This is a genomic window from Mycobacterium sp. B14F4 (genome assembly GCF_039871645.1).
Lineage (GTDB): Bacteria > Actinomycetota > Actinomycetes > Mycobacteriales > Mycobacteriaceae > Mycobacterium.
Genome location: NZ_JBDPMF010000007.1, coordinates 151,697 through 172,345, shown reverse-complemented (window position 1 = coordinate 172,345; position 20,649 = coordinate 151,697). Strand labels below are relative to the sequence as shown.

At 66.1% G+C, this 20,649-nt stretch carries 13 protein-coding genes and 1 pseudogene; 6 read left to right on the top strand and 8 right to left on the bottom strand.

Annotation, left to right across the window (positions count from 1 at the left end; genetic code table 11):
* Nucleotides 1-314: 314 nt before the first annotated feature.
* From ABGB19_RS19900 to ABGB19_RS19890, 3 genes are read left to right on the top strand one after another with little or no spacing between them, the layout of a single operon-like run.
* Nucleotides 315-1,862 carry a hypothetical protein gene (locus ABGB19_RS19900; protein WP_347687708.1) on the top strand — a complete coding sequence of 516 codons (1,548 nt, stop codon included), beginning with the start codon at nucleotides 315-317 and terminating at the stop codon, nucleotides 1,860-1,862.
* Between the two features lie 5 nt (nucleotides 1,863-1,867).
* Nucleotides 1,868-2,311 carry a hypothetical protein gene (locus ABGB19_RS19895; protein ID WP_347687707.1) on the top strand — a complete coding sequence of 148 codons (444 nt, stop codon included), beginning with the start codon at nucleotides 1,868-1,870 and terminating at the stop codon, nucleotides 2,309-2,311.
* A complete protein-coding gene (locus ABGB19_RS19890; protein ID WP_347687706.1) occupies nucleotides 2,308-3,471 on the top strand; it encodes an FHA domain-containing protein in 1,164 nt (387 codons plus the stop codon). Before ABGB19_RS19895 ends, ABGB19_RS19890 begins: the two co-directional genes overlap by 4 nt.
* Before the next feature lie 1,211 nt (nucleotides 3,472-4,682).
* Here ABGB19_RS19890 and ABGB19_RS19885 read toward each other — a convergent pair.
* Both ABGB19_RS19885 and ABGB19_RS19880 read right to left on the bottom strand, forming a co-directional pair.
* Nucleotides 4,683-5,591: pseudogene (locus ABGB19_RS19885) on the bottom strand (serine/threonine-protein kinase); the annotation flags it as partial.
* 178 nt (nucleotides 5,592-5,769) lie between these two features.
* On the bottom strand, nucleotides 5,770-7,830 hold the full coding sequence (locus ABGB19_RS19880; protein WP_347687705.1) for a cation:proton antiporter: 2,061 nt from the start codon (nucleotides 7,828-7,830) through the stop codon (nucleotides 5,770-5,772).
* Between the two features lie 75 nt (nucleotides 7,831-7,905).
* Here ABGB19_RS19880 and ABGB19_RS19875 point away from each other — a divergent pair, with 75 nt between their 5' ends.
* The gene (locus tag ABGB19_RS19875; RefSeq protein WP_347687704.1) at nucleotides 7,906-8,718 is read left to right on the top strand and encodes a protein kinase; all 813 of its coding nucleotides are present in this window, start codon (nucleotides 7,906-7,908) and stop codon (nucleotides 8,716-8,718) included.
* Nucleotides 8,719-8,761: 43 nt separating this feature from the next.
* Here ABGB19_RS19875 and ileS read toward each other — a convergent pair whose 3' ends face one another.
* Together ileS and ABGB19_RS19865 are read right to left on the bottom strand one after the other, a co-directional pair.
* Nucleotides 8,762-11,950: an isoleucine--tRNA ligase gene (ileS, locus tag ABGB19_RS19870; protein WP_347687826.1), complete on the bottom strand. Its 3,189-nt coding sequence runs from the start codon at nucleotides 11,948-11,950 to the stop codon at nucleotides 8,762-8,764.
* 327 nt (nucleotides 11,951-12,277) lie between these two features.
* Nucleotides 12,278-12,805, bottom strand: coding sequence for a hypothetical protein (locus ABGB19_RS19865; RefSeq protein ID WP_347687703.1), 528 nt, complete (start codon nucleotides 12,803-12,805; stop codon nucleotides 12,278-12,280).
* Nucleotides 12,806-13,061: 256 nt separating this feature from the next.
* On the opposite strand from ABGB19_RS19865, the gene ABGB19_RS19860 reads away from it, so the two are divergent.
* Both ABGB19_RS19860 and ABGB19_RS19855 read left to right on the top strand, forming a co-directional pair.
* A complete protein-coding gene (locus ABGB19_RS19860; protein ID WP_347687702.1) occupies nucleotides 13,062-13,430 on the top strand; it encodes an XRE family transcriptional regulator in 369 nt (122 codons plus the stop codon).
* A 44-nt stretch (nucleotides 13,431-13,474) separates the two neighbouring features.
* Nucleotides 13,475-14,212, top strand: a complete 738-nt coding sequence (locus tag ABGB19_RS19855; RefSeq protein WP_347687701.1) for a hypothetical protein — start codon at nucleotides 13,475-13,477, stop codon at nucleotides 14,210-14,212.
* Nucleotides 14,213-14,218: 6 nt separating this feature from the next.
* Here the strand turns inward: ABGB19_RS19855 and ABGB19_RS19850 are convergent, their stop codons facing one another.
* From ABGB19_RS19850 to mutA, 4 genes are read right to left on the bottom strand one after another with little or no spacing between them, the layout of a single operon-like run.
* Nucleotides 14,219-15,493 (bottom strand): serine hydrolase domain-containing protein, encoded by a 1,275-nt coding sequence (locus ABGB19_RS19850; RefSeq protein ID WP_347687700.1) that lies wholly within the window; start codon nucleotides 15,491-15,493, stop codon nucleotides 14,219-14,221.
* Nucleotides 15,494-15,538: 45 nt separating this feature from the next.
* A complete protein-coding gene (gene meaB, locus ABGB19_RS19845) occupies nucleotides 15,539-16,531 on the bottom strand; it encodes a methylmalonyl Co-A mutase-associated GTPase MeaB (RefSeq protein WP_347687699.1) in 993 nt (330 codons plus the stop codon).
* Nucleotides 16,532-18,751 (bottom strand): methylmalonyl-CoA mutase, encoded by a 2,220-nt coding sequence (gene scpA / locus ABGB19_RS19840; RefSeq protein ID WP_347687825.1) that lies wholly within the window; start codon nucleotides 18,749-18,751, stop codon nucleotides 16,532-16,534. It abuts the gene before it with no gap.
* A 19-nt stretch (nucleotides 18,752-18,770) separates the two neighbouring features.
* Complete coding sequence (gene mutA / locus ABGB19_RS19835) at nucleotides 18,771-20,600, bottom strand: methylmalonyl-CoA mutase small subunit (protein ID WP_347687698.1); 1,830 nt, start codon at nucleotides 20,598-20,600, stop codon at nucleotides 18,771-18,773.
* Between the last annotated feature and the right edge of the window lie 49 nt (nucleotides 20,601-20,649).

Genomic DNA, 20,649 nt, shown 5'->3' with positions numbered 1-20,649 from the left:
TTGCCGCATGGGCACCGCGAGGTCAACGCGTTGACAGCCGAGTTCACCGACCAGCCGCTCGCCAAATCGCTCTTGACGCGTGGTCGGCCCGCACATACTGGCGTAGGCACGCGATTCCGTGTGCTGACGTAGCTCGACCACTACCGTGAGGACACAACACCTTGGAGCCAAGGCGGCGGGTGAGGAGGTGGCGATGCTGTTGCGCGCCCATCATTTCCGAGGACTTGGCATGGGTACGCAGCAGCCGCATCTTTCGGGATCCGCCAAGGCGGACAGCGCAGCTTGATGTCACTCGGCACGCCTAGGGAGTACACATGAATGGAGACCTGACTCCGGTGTTGGTCGACACAGACGTCTGGACGGACGACATGGTGTCAGCCGCCGGGATACCGGTGGTCGACGTGCCCTTTGTCACCATCGGCGGTGGCATTGGCTCGTTCGTAACGTTCGACACATTGCGCATATATGGCGTGCAGGCGACGGCGATGGCGTCGCTGGGTCCCAGCGCCGTGCCGTGGTCGAGTTACGAACACCTCGTGCGGGTGTCTCAGATTCCGCGTCGCGAGCGGATCCGTTCCGACTCGGCCTCGACACCCGATAACATCTGGGGATTCCCGTCGTACGCCATTCGGGAGGCAGTTTCGGCCCACTCGTTGTCGGGGTTCATCAAACCCCTCTGGAACGTGGCTGTCGAACCGATCTTCGCGAACTACTACACGCCTCGCGCCGGTCAGGTATTCGAATCGCTGGAACGCGAATACCAGCGGGTGGGTTATGCGGATTCAACGCGCATCGGCAACGTGCGCATGCTCCGGAGGCGAAGTGGCGGCGGCTACTTCACCATCCTTACGCCACCGCCCGGATCGTCACCGACGAAGAGGGTCGCGTTCCGCAGCATGTACGCCCATGTTGCAGTGGGTTACCCCGGCTTGAATTTGCTGCCCGAGCTGCAGGAGTTTCGCGAGAGGTACCGCGATCCGTCAAAGGTCGTCAACGCCTACGAATCCCATGAGCACGTCTACGAGTCTTTGCGGCGTCGCCCGAGCACGGTGATGGTCCGCGGCAGCGGCATCGTCGCTTCGCGGGTGCTACAACGCCTGATCGACGACCGCGACAAGTACCGGCTACAGACCACAATCCTGCACCTGTTCCGTACCTACGTTGCCGCGCCTCACGGGGCTAGCATCTTCAAACGTCGAAAAGGCAAGGACGGCTGGGCATATCAGGGATTCAACTATCCGAAGTCGGTGTGGGGTGGCCAGCTCAAGTCGAAGATGCGCAAGCTCGAGGGAGAGGACCGCAAGCGGGCATACAAGGAGATGGGCGGAACCAACACGCCGGTTCGCAAGACCTGGCAGGAACAGCTACGGCGAGGTCGCACCCAGGGCTGGTACCAGGTGATGGCCGGGACTGCGCGGGACCTGCGCCCAACCCGCGACGGCCTGACCCTCACGGTCGTTCCGGACCCGAGCCAGCCGCTGCCGAACCCGCCTCCGACGCACCCGTTCGACGTCACAGTGAGTTACGTCATCGACTGCACCGGCCTGGAGGCCGACATCCGGGAACATCGACTGCTCGCTGACCTGCTCGACCACACCGGGGCCGGCCGTAATCCGCTCGGCCGACTCGACGTCGACCGCACGTTCGAGTTGATCGGCACCCGCAGCGGCACCGGCCGGCTCTACGCCTCGGGAACCGCGACACTCGGCGGCTATTTCCCGGGGGTCGATACCTTCCTCGGCCTGCAGATCGCCGCGCGCGAGATCGCCGATGACCTGGCAGCACACGGCTTCTGCCGCCGGATGGGACCGGCGCGGTCGGTTCACCAATGGTGGTTGTGGGCGAGAAACCAGAGGATCTGAGTCGGATGCTCCCTACGCTGAACGGACGGATACAGACCCGTGTGCTTGGGTTGGGCATCATCGGATTCTTTGTCGCGCTTGTGATTACTCCGATGCTGCCCACAGGCGATCTCTCACTGACGCAGAGCTATCGGGTGACCCTGAGCGTCCTGCTGACGGTCGTCTTGGTAGGAGTCCCGTGGGAGCTGCTGTACCACGGTCTGCAACAGTTTCGATGGGAGAAGGACTGGCCAACCCTGTTCGGGCTTCTCACGGCGGTCAACGAGGGCATCGTGGTCTGGCTGCTCGTCCGCTACACCACTCTCGTGGTTCCCGAAGACCTACGACCGTCGTTGACGGCCTATCTGATTCAGTTCATCATTACCTGGTTAGCGTTCTGGCTCACCGTCAACGGACCTATGCGGGTGGCATTTCACCGTTGGCGTTTTGCGGGAGGGCGGTTCCTATGAACAGTCCCCAAATCGGGGTGATCCCCGGTAATCACCTTGTGGCGGTCGTGAAAGGTGCGGTGGTCGTCGTGCCGCACCGCGAACGATCCCGGCTGAATAGCGGCTCATTGGCCGCACAGACGTGGTCGGCGCTCTCTGCGCTGATCGAAGATGCGACGGCACGCGATGGCGACCGGTTTGGACGCTTGTTCTGCAGAAATGCCGCCGAGTGGGCGGCCGATCTTGGCGGTGACGCGGAATTCGGTGCGCTGGCGCCCGTCCAGGACGGGTATGTGCTGATTTTGCACGGCGGTGCTGCGGCCATTGTCGAGCACGGGGGTGGACGGGATCTTTTCCGCGGCGGCCCCCGCTGTTCGACAGAGGTCAGCGAAATCCGTCCGGCTGCCTACCGAGCCGCCTTGTACGTCACGGACGACACCTTGTCAACGATCGACCTACCGGCCGAACGTGGAGTCGGCTCGCTTATCGAGGGCGTCGTCGAGGGCACCGGTGCCGTGGTGTGGTTGGAAGGAACTAGACCTCCTGCGCAAGTCCCGAGTTCGGGCCAATATGTCGAGCTCAAGCCGCCGAAGGTCTTCGAAACTTTCAAGCGGGACGACAAGCCACCGCCGCGTCGCGCTCCGCTACCGCTCAAAGGCAGTCCTCATGCCGCGGCGGCCGTCCCAGCTCGGCCGCCGATAAGCGTCGCCAGCCCTCAAGTTCGCGGAATCAAATGCGCGCGCGGGCACTTCAACGATCCGCGGGTCGCATTCTGTCGCTTGTGCGGACTACGCATGAATCAGACCAAGGAAATCTGCGAAGGGGAACGCCCCCCACTCGGATTCTTGGTTCTCAGTGACGGCACGACGCTCGTCTTGGCTGCCGACCTGATCATCGGGCGTGACCCGCGAAATTCACCGTCGGTCCGCAACGGAGCTACGCCCGTCTGTTTATCCGATACCGCGGGTCGACTGTCGCGGGCGCATGCTGAGATTCGCCTCATCGAATGGGACGTCGCGGTCGTCGACGTCGCGTCGACAAACGGCACCTTCGTGAAGCCGCCGGGACACGACCAATGGCTCCGCCTCACAGCTCGGCGGCCGTATGTGCTCTCTGCTGGAACTGAAGTGCAAATCGGCGGTCACACAATTACTTTCGAGTCGCCACACGCTCATCTGTAACGCCCATATCGGGCCTGCCGCCGGATCATCGGCACGACCGGTCAGCGAAGCTTCACCCGTCGTACAACACTGTTCGGCCCGTCGGTAAGCCAGAGCGTGTCGTCGAGCAGCACCATGTCATTGATTCCCTTGCCGATCCCGGTGACCGCGCCCCCCTTCGACTCCTCACCGTCCAGGTTCAGCCATTGCAGCTCGTTGGACAGCGGAAACAGGACCCACAGACCGTCGGCGGCCGCTAGAAAGAGGCTGCCGCCCTTAAGCGGTATAGGTTCGCCCACGGCGAGGGATGCCTCGTCGATCGGCGTGACGTCGCTGGTGGTCCCGACGTAGATTGTGCCATCGACAACGTCTATGCCACCAAGATCGTCGCTCAACTTCAACGGCTGGCCGATAACGGTGCCGGTGGTATCGATCATCGTGATGGTGCTGTCACCGGTATTGACGACGTAAAGAATGCCGTTGGCGAACCTCATACCGACGGGGGCGGCCCCAACGTTGATCGGCTCACCAACGAGAGCTTGGGTTCGCGTGTCAATGCGGGTCACCGTGTTCTCGGCCGCGTGTGACACCCACAGGAACCCACCACCACTCGCGATCGCCGAGATGTCTCCCAGACCCGCGCCAACGGGCTCGCTGATCTCTTCGGTTGCGAGGTCCACGCGAGTGACTCCATCGGTGTAGTTCCACACCCATATCGCGTCTTCGGTGACGATCAATTCGCTTGGTATGCCGCCGACCTCGATCTGCTCGGCGGTTCCCGTCGAGGGGTCGATCTTCGAGATCGTGGCATCACTGTTCGCGGTCCAGATGAAGCTCTCGCCGGCTTCGATGTCGTAGGGCTCCTTGCCCACCTGAATAGGATCCCCTTCCAGCGCGCCGATCGGCTGGGGCCCTTCCGGGCCACGGTCGCGGAGTAAGAACCACGCCCCCACACCGCCGGCCGTGAGAACGAGCAGCGCGACGAGCGCGACGATCAGCCCGGTGTGGCGCCGCTTCGGTGGAGTGACGACCGGGAGCGGTTGCGACGGCGGCTGCTGCAAACCTGCCGATGGGTGGGGCGGCGGACCGGGCGCCCAAGCGCCCTGCGGTCGGGGTCCGGCGGCAGCAGGGTTGGCATAGAGGGTCGGGACGGACGGGGCCGGTGGCGGGACCGGTGAGGGGGGCGGCGTGTCCGAAGGCGAGGGCGGTTGCGCGAAAAGAGTGGGCGGCTGGCCGGTCGGCGGTGGCGGCGACGGAAGGGTCGCCAGTTGGCTACGGTGCAGAATATCCGCGGCCCGATCCTGTTCCGGTGTGGCAAGCGCTTCATGGGCGGCCAGCGCCAGATCCCCTGCGGTGGCATAGCGGTCCTCCGGACTCTTGGACATGCCGCACGCAACCACTTGGTCGAACGCCACTGAGATGCCAGGCCGAAGCGCGCTCGGTCGCGGGATGGGCTGGGTCAGGTGCGCGGTCATCAACGTGATGTCGTTGCCGCGATACGGGGGAGATCCGGTCAAGCACTCGAACAGCACACACGCAAGGGCGTAGATGTCGGCGCGATAAGTGACTTGCGAGTTGGTGAACCGCTCCGGAGCCATATACCTGAAGGTTCCGATCGCACTGCCCATTTGGGTCAGCTTTTCGTCGGTCGTAGCACTTGCGATACCGAAATCGACCAGATACGCAAAGTCGTCGAGGGTTACAAGAATATTTTCCGGTTTCACGTCACGATGCATCACACCGGTGGCGTGTGCAGCGTCGAGCGCCGACGCGATCTGGCGGATGATCGCCACCGCCCGCGGCGGCGTGAGCGGCCCATAGCGGCTCAAGATGGCGGCCACGTCCATGCCCTCGATCAGGCGCATATCGACATATAGCTGCCCGTCGATCTCGCCGAAGTCATGGATGGGCACCACATGAGGTTCCTGCAGCCGCCCGGCGGTGCGCGCTTCGCGCTGCATCCGCTTTCGGAAGACGGGATCCGAAGAGAAAGCCGCCGACATCAGTTTCAACGCCACGACGCGTTGCTTGATGGTGTCCTCGGCCTCGTACACATCGCCCATGCCACCGCGGCCCAGCAGCCGGCGGAGCTGATAGTGCCCGAATCGCGAGCCCGCTCGCGAATCCTCGGTGTCGCTCATCGCCGACTCCGTCCCGCCCACGACTTACCAAACGGGGGCCTGCTACCGACCCTCCGGCGAACCACCTCCCCGCGGCACGGACGCCGGGTGGTTTGCCGGCTCATACGCTATGTCCTCCCCTGGCCGGCCGCAGGAAAACCGCCCTAGCAACCGTCGCTTTCACCCCCGGATCAGCGGCTTACACGACGTCGGCTACTGCGTCGCGCAGATTGATCTGCGAACCACCCACCCGGTCAACAACCCGGGCAACGGCCGAGATGCGGGCCTCCGTCAACGCGTCACCGTCACCGACGGAAACAAGACGAACCGGCGTCGAGGTGTGGCGCAGCGGCTCGAGCGCCTGCTCGAGCCGCCGACGCCCTCTGCCGTCCGTGTCCGACAGAACGGCGATCAGCGACCTGGCCGAAGCCGTCGCCGCCTGGACCGCGAGGAGCACGGCACGGGCACCGTTGGCGGCTCCGTCGTCACGCACAAATATCGCGTCATCCGACACGCCCAGGGTCGCCTCACGGTCGGCCACCAGCCACGCGGTCTGCGGCTCGGACGGAACAATCAGCACGGTTACCGCGTCGAGGGTTTCGAATGCCTGCGGATGCCTGTACGTCCAAATTTCGCTGACGACAACTACTTCCGCTCCCGACGTTTCCGCCTGACGCACTACATCCTGACCAGATGCTGAACCGAACCGACACAGCACGCGGAGGGTGGCGGCGGTCGCGGTGGTCTGCGTCGCGAACCGTTCCAATGATTCCACCGCTTCGGCCATACCCGCGAGATCCGGGAGCGGGCCGGATCCGAGCTCGAGAGGTGGGGCCTCATCGGACGTTTCCAGAATTCGCGAGAGCATGATCTCACCGGGACTGCGGTCTGCAAGCGCTGCGTCGGCCACCCGCAGCATTCGCTCCGTCGCTGCGTTGGGGACTGCATCGACGACGACCAGCACTCGATAGGTTTGCTCGGAGCCAAGTGCGGCCTTCGTCGCGGCGTCGATGTCGCGCTGCACCGCCTTGTCGGGGTATACGATCCTCAGTACTGGCTCAGTAATCAGCGTAGTGACCAGGGCCATCACTACCATCATCGTGAACATCGCGGTATCAAGAACGCCGAGCTGTTTGCCGATGAGAAGGATGACGAGTTCAGTCAGACCGCGGGTGTTCATCAGCACCGCGATGGCGGCGCTCTGCTGGAAACTCATGCGCTGGATGCGCGCACCAATGAAGGCGCCGCCGAACTTGCCGCAAATGGCCACCGTCAGAATCAGCAGCAGCTGCCACGACAGGCCAGGATCCTGGAACGCGCGCAGGTTTACGCCGAAGCCAGCGATCACGAAGAAGATCGGCAATAGCAGAAGCACGCTCATCTGTTCGAGACGTTCTAAGATTTCGCGCCGAAACTCCAGAGCACCCCGCCGGGGCATGATGGCGCCAAACAGGAACGCGCCGAAAATCTCGTGGATACCGATTCTTTCGGTGATCAAGGCAGACAGCAGAACACCCACGAGCACAACGGCCAGCATGTCAGGAGTGATTCGGCCCGCCCGCTCGTACCAGGCAAGCATGCGGGCCAGCGCCGGCCGCACGACGACGAACATCACCGTGACGAACACTGCGGACAACGCGATGATGCGCACCACCGACCAAGGACTGTCGCCCACCACGACCGCGTAGACGAAGGCCAGCAAGGTCCACGCCAAGATGTCGTCTACCGCCGCGGCCGAAAGCGCCAACACCCCAACGCTTGTGCGGTTCATCCTGCGTTCGGCGAGGATCCGTGCCAGCACAGGAAATGCGGTGATCGACATCGCCACACCCAGGAAGAGCACGAAACCCAACAACGGCACTGTCTTGGCGTCGACCACGTCGTGGAGCGGATGCAAAGTCAACGCCAACAACGCACCCAGCGCGAAAGGCACGACGACGGACAGCAACGAAATCGTGCCAGCGCGGCGCTGGCGGCCCCGAATCAATGCGACGTCGAGTTCGAGCCCCACGATGAACATAAACAACACCAGCCCGAGCTGCGCAAGAATCTTGAGATACGGCAGCACGTCGGGAGGAAAAAGGAGCGTGTCGAGGTGCCCGGGCAGCAGGCCGAGCAGGCTTGGGCCGAGCGCTATGCCCGCGACGATTTCACCTATCACAGTCGGCTGCCGAAACATCCGCGCGACCCGCCCAAAGAGCCTCGCGACCACGATGATCACAGCTACATCGAGCATCACGTATGCGAATGTGGCGCCCATGGAGAACAGTGCACCATAATCGGCCCGCCGCCTCCATAATCCGATACGGTTTGCTAGCGACCAAAGGACCGTGACATGCACGTCGACGCAGAATCGATGCCCGCCGCGATCGCGGACTACCGGATCCTCGGCGCGCTAGGAGAAGGCAACAACGGGCGGTTTTACCTGGCTGAAGCGCCAGAGCGGCTAGGTTTGTCGACCGATCGAGTGGCGTTGAAGGTGTTCACCGCTCCTGTCGGCAAAGACGCATATCGGCGGGGTGTGCGGGAATTGCGGGCTTTCGCTGCGGTTCGGTCGCCCCGTCTGGTGCAAATTTATGACGTTGTCCTCGAGGACAACTTCCTGTACGCAACGGAGTACTTTCCGCTCGGCTCTCTCGCGTCATCCGCGCGCATCTTGACACGCAACGAAGTTCTGCGCGCGCTCGAGGATGCGGCCCGCGCCGTACATGAGTTGCACGAGCATGGGTTGGTACATGGTGACGTCAAACCCGCCAGTGTGATGGTCGCGGACGACGGCGGTCGGCTATCCGACCTGGGGCTCACCCGGGTGCTGACTTCAGAGGGCAGCGTGACAAGCTTCGCCCCGGCAACCTCCGCTGAGTTCATCGACCCGGCTCTCTTGCAGGGCGAAATGCCCTCGCGGGCAACCGATATCTGGTCGCTTGGCGCGACCATCCATCGAGCGCTCTCCGGCGAAGGACTGTACGGCGAACTTCCCCCCGACCAGCCGATGCTGGCCATTCGTGCCGCCGTATCCGGGAAGGTACAGATATCGGTGAAGCTGGACAGGGCCGAGTCCGAATTGGTACACCATTGCATTGCTCCGGAGGCAAGCCGTTCCGCAACCGCCGCCGAAGTGGCCGAAGGCATAGCTGCGCTGCGTTAGGGGGCCATCCGAGGCCGCCGCGAACGTCGGATTCAAACTACGATCAGACCTTCGCGATCGCCACACGCACCCCGTCGCCGATCTCGCTGCCGTCGTCGGGTTCCCCGAATTCGAACCGGGTGGCCAGGATTTCGTTCGCGATCAGGTCGCTGTGCGTGCGCGCCCATGCCTCGCGCGCGGTCGGCACCGAGATGACCACCGAGATCCGGTCGGACACCTCCAGTCCGGTCGACTTGCGCAGGTCCTGAAGCTCGCGAATGCGGTCCTTGGCCCATCCCTCGGCCTCGAGCTCTTCGGTCACCGTGCCGTCGAGCAACACCAGCCCGGCGCCGTCCGCCAGCGCGGCCGTGTACTCGGGGTCGGCGGCCACCAGCCGCGAGCTGTACTCCTCGGGCTGCAGCACCGCGGGGCCCGCGGTCAGCGTGCCGTCGGCGTTGACGACGGCCTGCTCCGCCTTGACCGCCTTGATGGCCGCCTGCACGTCCTTGCCCAGCCGCGGCCCGGCGACGCGCGCGTTGACGGTCAGTTCAAATCGGCCGTAGGTGTCGATGTCGTCGGTGAGTTCGACCGACTTGACGTTGAGCTCGTCGGCGATCAAGTCGACGAACGGTTCGAGCCGCTGCGGGTTGTCAACCGCCACAGTCAGTTTCAGCAACGGCAGCCGCACCCGCAGCTTCTTGGCCTTGCGCAGCGACGAGCCGGCGGACGCCACCTCCCGCACGAGGTCCATGGTCGCGACCAACTCGGGGTCGGCGGGCAGCAGTCCCTCGGCGGGCCAGTCGGTCAGGTGCACCGACCGCTCGCCGGTGACACCGCGCCAGATCACCTCGGTGATCAGCGGCAGCAGCGGCGCGGCCAGTCGTCCGGTCACCTCCAGCACCGTGTGCAGGGTGTCGATCGCATCCGGGTCCTCCTCCCAGAAGCGCGAACGTGACCGTCGCACATACCAGTTCGTCAGCGCCTCGGTGAACTGCCGCAGCTCGTCGCAGGCGCCGGAGGTGTCGCAAACGTCGAGCGCGGCGGTGAGGTCGTCGCGCAGCACCGCCAGCTTGGCCAGGATGTAGCGGTCCAGCACATGCGTGGAGTCGGTGCGCCAAGTGCCCTTCTTCGGCGCGTACAACGCCAGGAACGTGTAGGCGTTCCACAGCGGCAGCAGCACCTGGCGGACACCCTCCCGGATGCCCTGTTCGGTGACGATGAGGTTGCCGCCGCGCAGGATCGGCGAGGCCATCAGGAACCAGCGCATCGCGTCGGAGCCGTCCCGGTCGAACACCTCGGTCACATCGGGATAGTTTCGCAGCGACTTGCTCATCTTCTGGCCGTCGTTGCCCAACACGATCCCGTGCGCCACACAGGTTTTGAAGGCCGGCCTGTCGAACAGGGCGGTGGCCAGGATGTGCAGCGTGTAGAACCACCCGCGGGTCTGGCCGATGTACTCGACGATGAAGTCACCCGGGAAATGCGAGTCGAACCAATCCTGGTTCTCGAACGGGTAGTGCACCTGCGCGTACGGCATCGATCCCGAGTCGAACCACACGTCGAACACGTCCTCGATGCGGCGCATCGTCGACTTGCCGGTCGGGTCGTCGGGGTTGGGCCTGGTGAGCTCGTCGATGTAGGGCCGGTGCAGATCGGTGGGCCGCACCCCGAAGTCGCGCTCGAGTTCGTCGAGGCTGCCGTACACGTCGACGCGGGGGTATGCCGGGTCGTCGGACTTCCACACCGGAATCGGCGTGCCCCAGTAGCGGTTTCGCGAGATCGACCAGTCGCGGGCACCGGACAGCCACTTGCCGAACTGGCCGTCCTTGACATGCTCGGGATACCAGGTGATCTCCTGGTTCAGTTCCACCATCCGATCGCGAAACTCGGTCACCTTGATGAACCACGACGAGACGGCGCGGTAGATCAGCGGGTTGCGGCACCGCCAGCAGTGCGGATACGAGTGCTCGTAGGTCTCGTGGCGCAGCAGCACGGCGCCGTTGAGCGCCGCGCCGCCGGTGCCGCTCTTGAGGTCGCGGATGATCTGCGGGTTGGCGTCGAAGACGTGCTGGCCCGCATAGTCGGGCACCGTCGCGTCGAAGCGCCCTTTCGGGTCGACCGGGGTGACGGCCTCGATGCCCGCAGCCTGGGTGGTGAGCATGTCGTCCTCGCCGTACGCGGGCGACATGTGCACGATCCCGGTGCCGTCCTCGGTGCTGACGAAGTCGGCGGGCAGCACCCGGAACGAGTTCGGCGCGTCCGAGAAGTACGGAAACGGCGGACGGTACCGCGTCTCGAGCAGGTCCCGACCGCGGTAGGTGCCCAGCACCTGCGGCTCTTCGCCCAGTTCCCGGGCGTAGGCGGCCAACCGGGCCTCGGCGAGCACGTAGCGCCTGCCGTCTGGCCCCTGCACCTGCACGTAGGCGACGTCCGGGCCGACCGCCACCGCCTGGTTCGACGGCAGCGTCCACGGTGTGGTGGTCCAGATCAGCAGGTAGGCGCCGTCGAGCGAGGCCGAAGCCGGGTGCTCCTCGTGCGAGCGCTCATCGGCGGCGACCTGAAACCCGACGGTGATCGCCGGGTCCTGACGGCTCTGGTAGACGTCGTCGTCCATCCTCAGCTCATGGCTGGACAGCGGCGTCTCGTCGTTCCAGCAGTACGGCAGCACGCGGTTGCCCTCGTAGGCCAGTCCCTTGTCCCACAACTGCTTGAACGCCCAGATCACCGACTCCATGAACTCGGGCTCGAGCGTCTTGTAGTCGTTGTCGAAGTCCACCCAACGGGCCTGGCGGGTGACGTAGGCGCGCCACTCGTTGGTGTACTTGAGCACCGACGCGCGGCAGGCGTCGTTGAACTTCTCGATGCCCATCTCGTCGATCTGCGCCTTGTCGGTGATCCCGAGTTGGCGCTGCACCTCGAGCTCGGCCGGCAGGCCGTGGGTGTCCCAGCCGAACCGGCGCTCGACCTTGTAGCCGCGCATGGTGCGGTACCGCGGCACGATGTCCTTGACGTAGCCGGTGAGCAGGTGGCCGTAGTGCGGCAGACCGTTGGCGAACGGCGGGCCGTCGTAGAAAACGTACTCGGGGGCGTCGTCGCGGCGCGCGATGCTGGCGCGAAACGTGTCGTCGGCGTCCCAGTACTGCAGCACGTCGGCTTCCAGCGCCGGGAACCTCGGCGCGCCGGCCGTCGGCTTGGGATAGGCGGTCACGTTGTCTCCTGTGCCGAACTGAGGCCTCCGGCCTCGGAAGCCAATGATCAGGCACGGGGACGACGTCGCGCTGGTGCGCAAGCGCCGCGGTACCACCCCGCTTGCGCACTTCGACACTCCGACGATGTGCGCCGCTCACTTCGGGCGATGACGGGCCCACCCGTCCGGGTCTACTGAGCAGCCGGGAATCAACCCGTCAGCTGTTCTTCCGAAGGCTCCCCGGTGATTGCCGGATCGGTGCCGTTGGCGTCGATTCTAACGAGGCCGCACATGAGAACGCGGACTGGACCGGTCGAACCCTGTCCAGCCCGCGGGCACCTCGGGGCCGGGTGCCTCCCGCCCGTCATGTCACGCTGAGGGCGGGTCCTACGGTCACCTCGGCGGCAGCGCGTCCGAGGTCACCTCGATGAGCGCGAGGCCGAACTGCTCGGTGAGCTCGGTGATCGTGTAGCTCTCGAAGCGGCTCGTGTCGTACCACCAGTCGACATGCAGGCCGTCCACGGTGCGGTACACGCGGACCTCGAGCGCGTGGCCGAGGCCCGGCGGAGTCTCCTGCACCGGAACGGTCTCCGCGGGCGCCTCGCCGATGTAGTTGAAATACACCTCGGACGGCTCGGCCGCGACATGCTCGGAAGCATCGGCCAGAGCGCGGTGCACGTTTCCGAGCACCTCGGTGGCGCTGGCCTGCCGTGCGGTCGCGCAAACCATCGGCACCGCGTCCAACAGCGAGCCGCGCTCGCTGGCGATGTCGACCAGCACGACGCCCTCGCCGAGCGTGCGGGCGATGGTCCTGGTGAGGGCGGCCAGCAGAATCTCGTCGGCCGGCAGGTCCAACCACTCCGCCGCACCGTCGAGCTCGGCCGTCAACTCAGCGCTGGTGGGCGTGGACAGCTTCGCCATGCCGGCGGAGCGGGTAGCGTCCGCTACGTCGTAGTCCGCCACGCGAACTGTTGCTGGAGCAAATGCGCCGAGCGGGTGCAGAACCTCTGTGGTCGGCGTAGCCATGTAGGGGGCAACCATGAAAGTAAAGATAGCTCAGATGTCCCAGTATTGGGAGACACATCCCAAAACTGTGACGCCAGTGTCAATTAAGGCAACACTGTCCGGTTTGCGGAGGCCGCTGCCCAAAGCGGGGAACTTACGTTAGAGTAAGTGGATGCCACGGACCGACGAGAACGGCAGACAGCTAAAAGCACTGCTCGATTACCTCCTGGATGGAGACGTCGAAGCGAAGGACATCTACGACGCGCTCGGCACGTCGAGTAGCACCTATTACCGTCGCATCAAGGACGCCGATTATCCGGACGCCGAAGAGCTGCGCCGGGTGTCCGACCGGTTCGGCCTGAGCTATCCCGACCTTCAGGTCCGATTCGGTTTGATGACCAGACAGGAAGTCCTGACCTACGTCGAATCCCTGTCCGTGACAGGCGGATCGCAGTCGGCACTGCTCGAGACGACCAGGACGCGCACGCGCGCCCCGAAGCTCTCTGAACTGCGGCCGAGGAGTGACGCTCCGCCCCTTTAGTCCGTACACTTTGCTGAGTACACCGCGGCTCGAAGGCACCGTTCATGGGTTTGGCGACACTCATCGCAATCACTCTTTGCTGTATCGCATGGAGCCTGTGGATTCGCCGTGTGACCTGGTCGTCTCGCTGGGAAGTCGCCGCGACGCTCAACATCGCTTTGCAGGGCGCCGCCGTCGTCCTGATGAGCCCCTGGGCCTCGGAGACGCTGGGCGTGGCGCTGCACGCGCTGACCGGCAAGTGGAACCTCGAGGACTTCATCGGCCACGATTGCTACATCGTCGCCGCGTCGGCCGTCGTGTACAACGCCCTGGGCCGACTGCAGGACGACCACTCGCTGCAGAAGTCGTTCAAGTTGTATGTCGAGCTGCCGGCCACGCTGTGCATTCCCCTGCTGTTGGTGACGTTCTCCCTGGGCAACGGCGCGCGGATCTACAAGCCGGACTTCTTCCAGGTGCCCACCGACTTCTGGCTGAACATGTACTGGCTGATCCTCTGCGGCATACTCATCTACCTGCTGGGCTACGGCTCCCGGGCGCTGCTGGTACTGCGCAAGGACCCGCGATCGCGCAAGATCGCGAACGTCTACCTGATCTCGTCGGCCGCCGGCATCGCAGCGTGCGTCGTGCGGCTGCTCACCGCCTACATCCCGGCACTGCAGGCCATCGACGGCGGCACGACGCTGGTGTGGGTGTTCGCGTGCATCTGCGGCGCCGGCTTCGCGCTGACGTCGGCGGAGTCCTGGCGGCAGAAGACCAGGTGGTTCAGTAAGTCTCCGGGCTGAGCCGGATCATCCCGCGACGGGCCGCCGCACCCCGTGGAACGGCGCGCCGAACTCCGACACCGTCTGGTAGCCGCGCCTGCGCGCCCGCGCGGCGTCGCGCCGGATGAGCGCGTGCAGGCCGGCGAAGGTCACCTGGTCGAGCAGCATCCGGGTCAGCAGCCGGTTGTGCACGAAGCCGAACGACAGTCCCGTCGAGGGGTCGGCCCAGCCGACCGAGCCGGCCAGGCCGGCGTGGCCGAAGCCCGACATCAGACGCGGCGGCAACGGCAGCGAGTGGTAGCCGAGGTGGAAGCTCAGGGGGACGAACAGATTGCGGTCCGGCCAGTAGCTCGGCTTGCCGGTCAACTCGGCGACCCGTTCCGGCGACAGGAACTGCCTGCCCTCGATGCGGCCGCCGTTGGCGATCGCGCCGTACATCTTGGCGATGCCGCGTGCCGTCGCGACACCGTTGGCGGCCGGGATCTCGGCGTCCAGGAACGGCGTTTCGCCCTGCACCACGGCTTTCATGCCGGGGAAGTACATCGACCCGAACGCCCCCGACACGCCGAGCGCGGCCACCCGGGGCGCGACGAAGTTGAACACCGGATTGGCCAGCGTGCCCTGCGGCGCCAGGATCTGCGCGGCGCGGGTGGGCGCACCGGCCGGGGGCCTGCCGAGGTGCAGCCCGTCGGTGTCCAGCGGCTCGGCCAGCTCCTCGCGGACCAGCTCCCGCATGCCCTTGCCGGTGACCGCCCGGCCCAGGCCCGACATCAGCCAGCCGTAGGTCAGCGCGTGGTAGGCCTGATGGCCGAACAGCAGCTTGTTGACCGGCGCGGCGGCGACGCGCTCCTCCATCACGCGGTGATCGAGCAGTTCGGCCTTGGTGCAGCCGTTGAGATGGGACAGCCCCGCCCGATGCTGCATGATCTCGCGCACTGTGATGCCCGCCTTACCCTTCGCGCCGAACTCCGGCCAGTACTGCGCGACCGGGACGTCGTAGTGGATCAGGCCGCGGTCGGCCAGGCGATGGATGACCGTCGACGCCATGCCCTTGGTGACCGAGAAGACCATTGCGCCGGTGTCGGCGGTCCAGTGCTGGGTGCCGCGGCGGTCCGAGTAGCCGGTCCAGACGTCGACGACCGGCTCGCCGTGCAGGTAGATCGCCAAGGCGCCCCCACCGAACCGGCGTCCCGGGAACAGCCGCGCGAACGCGCGCAGGGTGCAGGCGAAGCTCGAGTCCGCCGCGCCCTGGACACGGTGCGGAAGCGCTGCGCTGCGCTCCAGGCTGTTGACACCCGTCACAATTATGAATTTACCTGCACCCGCGGCAAATAAACCCGGTGTTATCTATTTGTTAGCCGGCCTTATGTCAGCGGCGTCGAGAAGCTGTTGCGCGGCCAGGGCGGGGGGCAGTTCGCCGTCGCGCACCTGCCGCTCGACCGCGCCGCGAATCTCTCTGACCTGCGGATTCGACAGCACCCGGTCCAGGACGGTGTCCCGGACCATCGACCACGTCCACTCCACCTGCTGAGTCCGTCGGCGCGCCTCGAACTCCCCCGCCTCGGTGAGGACCTGACGGTGCTTGAGCACGGTGTCCCAGAGCTCCGTCAGGCCCCTGCCTTCCAGCGCGCTCATCGTGAGAACCGGTGGGCGCCAGAGTGTTTCGCGAGGATAGATGAGCCGGATCGCTCCCGTGAGCTCGCGGGCGGCGGCCGTGGCCTCCACGGCGTGCTCGCCATCTGCCTTGTTCACCACCACGATGTCGGCGAGCTCGAGCACACCCTTTTTGATGCCCTGCAGCTGGTCGCCGGTGCGGGCCAGCGTGAGGAACACGAAGGTGTCGACCATGTTGGCCACCGTCACCTCGGACTGTCCCACCCCCACGGTCTCGACCAGGATCACGTCGAAGCCGGCCGCTTCCAGCAACACGATGGTCTCGCGGGTGGCCTTCGCGACGCCGCCCAGCGTGCCCGAGGTGGGCGACGGGCGGATGTAGGCATCGGGGTGCACGGCCAGGCGGGCCATCCGCGTCTTGTCGCCGAGGATCGATCCGCCGGTGCGGGTCGATGACGGGTCGACGGCGAGCACCGCGACACGATGGCCCTGCTCGATCAGGTGGATGCCGAGCGCCTCGATGGCCGTGGACTTGCCTACCCCGGGCACCCCGGTGATCCCGACGTGCATGGCCTTGCCGGCGTGCGGCATCAGCTTCAGCAGCAGCTCCTGAGCTTCGCCGCGGTGATCGGCGCGCGTCGACTCGACCAGGGTGATGGCTCTGGCCAGCGCGGCGCGGTCGCCGCTCGTCACGGCGGCGGCGAGTTCGGAGACCCGGTCGGCCATCTAGCCGAGGCGGTAGCCGAGCCGCTCGGCCAGCTTCTGCAGCAGGCCGATCGCGGCGTCGGCGATTACCGTGCCGGGCGGGAAGATCGCCGTCGCACCGGCGGCATACAGCTCGTCGAAGTCACCCGGCGGTATCACGCCGCCCACGACGATCATGATGTCGGGCCGGCCCACCTTGGCGAGTGCCTCGCGCAACGCAGGAACGAGCGTCAGGTGCCCGGCCGCCAGTGACGACACGCCGACGACATGCACGTCGTTGTCGGCGGCCTGCTGCGCCACTTCTTCGGGGGTGGAGAACAGCGAGCCGACGTCGACGTCGAAGCCGATGTCGGCGAACGCGGTCGCGATCACCTTCTGGCCGCGGTCGTGGCCGTCCTGGCCCATCTTGGCGACCAGGATGCGGGGCCGGCGACCGTCGGCCTCGGCGAATTTCTGCACCAACTCGCTCGCGCTGGAGATGTTGCTGACCTTTCCGACTTCGTCGCGGTAGACCCCGGCGATGGTACGGATCTCGGCCTGGTGACGACCCCAGACCCGTTCGAGTGCGTCGGAGATCTCGCCGACGGTGGCCTTGGCCCTGGCGGCGTCGATGGCGAGCGCCAGCAGGTTGCCGTCGCCGCCGTCGGCGGCCCGGCTCAGCGCGGCCAGCGCGTCGTCGACGGCGGCCCGGTCGCGGTCGGCCCGCAGCTGCTGCAGCTTGGCGAGCTGTTCGGCGCGCACCCGGCTGTTCTCGACCTTGAGCACCTCGATCTCGTGGTCCTCATCGACCTGGTACTTGTTGACCCCGATGACGGGCTGCGCCCCCGAGTCGATGCGGGCCTGCGTGCGCGCGGCGGCCTCCTCGATGCGCAGCTTGGGGATGCCGTCGCCGATGGCCTGCGCCATCCCGCCGTGCTCGTTGACCTCGCGGATGTGTTCGCGCACCTTCTCGGCGAGCGCCTGGGTCAGCCACTCCACGTAGTAGGAGCCGCCCCACGGGTCGATCGGCCGCGTGGTGCCGGACTCCTGGGCCAGCAGCAGCTGGGTGTTGCGGGCGATGCGGGCCGAGAAGTCGGTCGGCAGCGCCAGCGCCTCGTCGAGCGCGTTGGTGTGCAGCGACTGGGTGTGGCCCTGGGTGGCGGCCATCGCCTCGATGCAGGTGCGCGCGACGTTGTTGAACGGGTCCTGTGCGGTCAGCGACCAGCCCGAGGTCTGCGAATGCGTGCGCAATGACAGTGATTTCGAGTTCTTCGGGTCGAACTGCGCGACGAGTTCGCTCCACAGCAGCCGGCCGGCGCGCAGCTTGGCGACCTCCATGAAGAAGTTCATCCCGATACCCCAGAAGAACGACAGCCGGGGCGCGAACTTGTCGATGTCCAATCCGGCGGCGAGGCCGGCCTTGATGTACTCGACGCCGTCGGCCAGCGTGTAGGCCAGCTCGAGATCGGCTGTCGCACCGGCCTCCTGGATGTGGTAGCCCGAAATCGAGATCGAGTTGAACTTCGGCATGTTGGCACTGGTGTAGCCGAAGATGTCCGAGATGATCCGCATCGACGCCGTGGGCGGGTAGATGTAGGTGTTGCGGACCATGAACTCTTTGAGGATGTCGTTCTGGATGGTGCCGGCCAGCTTGTCCGGCGGCACACCCTGCTCCTCGGCGGCTACCACGTAGAGCGCCAGGATCGGCAGCACCGCGCCGTTCATGGTCATCGACACCGATACCGTCGACAGGTCGATGCCGTCGAACAGCTGGCGCATGTCCAGGATGGAATCGATTGCCACGCCGGCCATTCCGACGTCGCCCGCGACGCGGGGATGGTCGGAGTCGTAGCCGCGGTGGGTGGCCAGGTCGAAGGCCACCGACAGACCCTTCTGGCCGGCGGCGAGGTTACGGCGGTAAAACGCGTTGGACTCGGCGGCGGTGGAGAAACCCGCGTACTGCCGAATGGTCCACGGCTGGTTGACGTACATCGTGGGGTACGGGCCGCGCACGAACGGCGGTTCACCCGGGAAGGTGTCCAGCGGGTAGCCGGCGGCGACGGCGGCGTCGCGGTCGGCGCCGATGTAGACGGGCTTGACGTCGATGCCCTCCGGCGTCGACCAGGTCAGCTGCTCGGGACGGTAGCCGTGGGCATCGGCCGCCGCGTCGATGTGCGCCGCGACCGACGCCTCGGTCGGCGGTTCGGCGCCCGCCGCACCCCTGAGCGGGACGTCGGCGAAACTTCCGATGTCCTTCCCGATACCCGCAGTGGCAGTCACCTCAGGCCCCCAATCTGTCGAGCAGGTCCGACAACGCGGCGACGGCGTCGATCTTCGCGGTCAGATAGCCATCGGGTTTCGACTCCGCCTCGGCCACCGCCTTTTCCGGGCCGGCCAGCAGGACGTGCGAAACTCCGGCCGCCCTGGCCTTCTCGACGGCCGCGGACGCCTCGGCGCCATAGCGCGCATCGGTGCCGCAGATCACCGCGATCGCGAGAGATTCAGCGCCGTCGGCGTCGGTCACCGCTTCGATCCCGCCGGACGCCAGCAGGTTGGTGGCGAAGGTGGTGCGGATGTTGTGTTCGGCGAGCGGCCCGAGCGTCAGCAGCGCAACCCGCGGCCGCGCGCCGGTCTTGGCCAGGAAGGCATCCGAGCGGTCCCGCAACACCTCGAAGGCCGCGGCGTAGCGCGCCACGGTGGGCAACGAGTCACCCTGTGGCAGCGGACCTTCACCGAGGTTGGGGAACTCGTTGACGCCGGTCACCGCGGTCCGGCGGTGCGCGACGTCGTCGGCGCGGTTGGCGGCCACCTCGGCGATCTGCTCGACGACGTGGTCACGGGCCTCGGGGAAACCGCCATGTGACTCGATGTCCTGGAACTGTTTCCAGGCCTGCTCGGCCAGTTGAGCGGTGAGGTCTTCGACGTGCCAGGAACCCGCAGCGGGGTCGAGCACGCGGCCGATGTGCGATTCCTCCAACAACAGCAGTTGGGTGTTGCGGGCGATCCGGCGGGCGAAACTGGCTGCCGTGCCGGGGAACCCGCCCTCGATCGCGACGTCGAACGGATGCACCTGCACGGTGTCGGCGCCGCCGACGCCCGCGGAGAAGGCCGCCAGCGTGGTACGCAGCATGTTCACCCACGGGTCGCGCTTGGCCATCATCGGCAGCGAAGTGACGGCATGCAGGGTCGCCGCGCCCGCCTCGGGGGCTCCGGCCACCTCGGCGACCCGCGCCCACAACAGGCGGGCCGCCCGCAGCTTGGCGATCGTCATGAACTGGTCGTCGTCTGCGGCGATGCGGAAGCTGATCTGTCGCAACGCATCTGCAACGCCGAGACCGCCGTCGACCAGCAGGCGCAGGTAGGCCACTCCGGCCGCCACCGCGCCCGCGAGTTCCCATGACGCATTCGCGCCGCGGTTGTGGAACACCGGACCGTCGACGGTGATCGCGCGGACGTGACCGTGGTGGTCGCCCAGCCTGGCGGCGGTCGCGACGACGTCGGTGATGTCAGGCGCGGGCCTGCCGCTCAGCGGCGCGGTCAGCGGGTCGGCACCCAGTTCGACCGACAGCCGCGAGCGCTGGTCGTCGTCGAGACCGGAGAGCAACCCGAGTACCGCATCGGCTGCTGCACTGAAATCGGTTCCGCTGCCGTCGATCTCGAAGATCACCGGAACCAGATCCAAGAACACGCCGTCGAGGAGTTGATCCAGTTCCGACGCCGCCATCCCACCAGGTCCGCCGAGCCGGATCACCAGTGCGCTGACCCCTTCGGTCAGCGCGAGCAGCACTGCGCCGTTGACTTCGGCGACGGTCGCCGGATCGGTCGCGGGAAACGCCTCGGCGACCCGCCAACCCGACTTGACGTCGCGCAGCGCATCGCCGCCTCGCACGAACGGCCACTGCCCAGGCAGCGGAGGCTCGGGCAGCGTGTCCAGGCTGGTATAGAGAGCCCGGATCGGGAAGCCGTCATAGGTCGGCGAATCGAGCAACCGCTCGGGTTCGGCGGGCAGATCGGCGGGATCCTTGCGGGTGCTCTTTGCCAGCACCCCGGCGACCGCCGAGCGCCAGCGCTGGCGATCGGACTCGACTGCAGTGGGTTTCTGCACGTCCAACAGGCTAAATGATCGCGGTCACAGCCTTGTCGCTTGGTCAGCCGACTCG

What these genes read in the sequence shown, in the direction of transcription:
- ABGB19_RS19860 (WP_347687702.1), top strand. Translation starts at nt 13,062, where the DNA reads ATGCCACGGACCGACGAGAACGGCAGACAGCTAAAAGCACTGCTCGAT.
- ABGB19_RS19880 (WP_347687705.1), bottom strand. Translation starts at nt 7,830, where the DNA reads ATGGGCGCCACATTCGCATACGTGATGCTCGATGTAGCTGTGATCATC.
- ABGB19_RS19875 (WP_347687704.1), top strand. Translation starts at nt 7,906, where the DNA reads ATGCACGTCGACGCAGAATCGATGCCCGCCGCGATCGCGGACTACCGG.
- ABGB19_RS19855 (WP_347687701.1), top strand. Translation starts at nt 13,475, where the DNA reads ATGGGTTTGGCGACACTCATCGCAATCACTCTTTGCTGTATCGCATGG.
- ABGB19_RS19895 (WP_347687707.1), top strand. Translation starts at nt 1,868, where the DNA reads ATGCTCCCTACGCTGAACGGACGGATACAGACCCGTGTGCTTGGGTTG.
- ABGB19_RS19865 (WP_347687703.1), bottom strand. Translation starts at nt 12,805, where the DNA reads ATGGCGAAGCTGTCCACGCCCACCAGCGCTGAGTTGACGGCCGAGCTC.
- ABGB19_RS19890 (WP_347687706.1), top strand. Translation starts at nt 2,308, where the DNA reads ATGAACAGTCCCCAAATCGGGGTGATCCCCGGTAATCACCTTGTGGCG.
- meaB (WP_347687699.1), bottom strand. Translation starts at nt 16,531, where the DNA reads ATGGCCGACCGGGTCTCCGAACTCGCCGCCGCCGTGACGAGCGGCGAC.
- ABGB19_RS19900 (WP_347687708.1), top strand. Translation starts at nt 315, where the DNA reads ATGAATGGAGACCTGACTCCGGTGTTGGTCGACACAGACGTCTGGACG.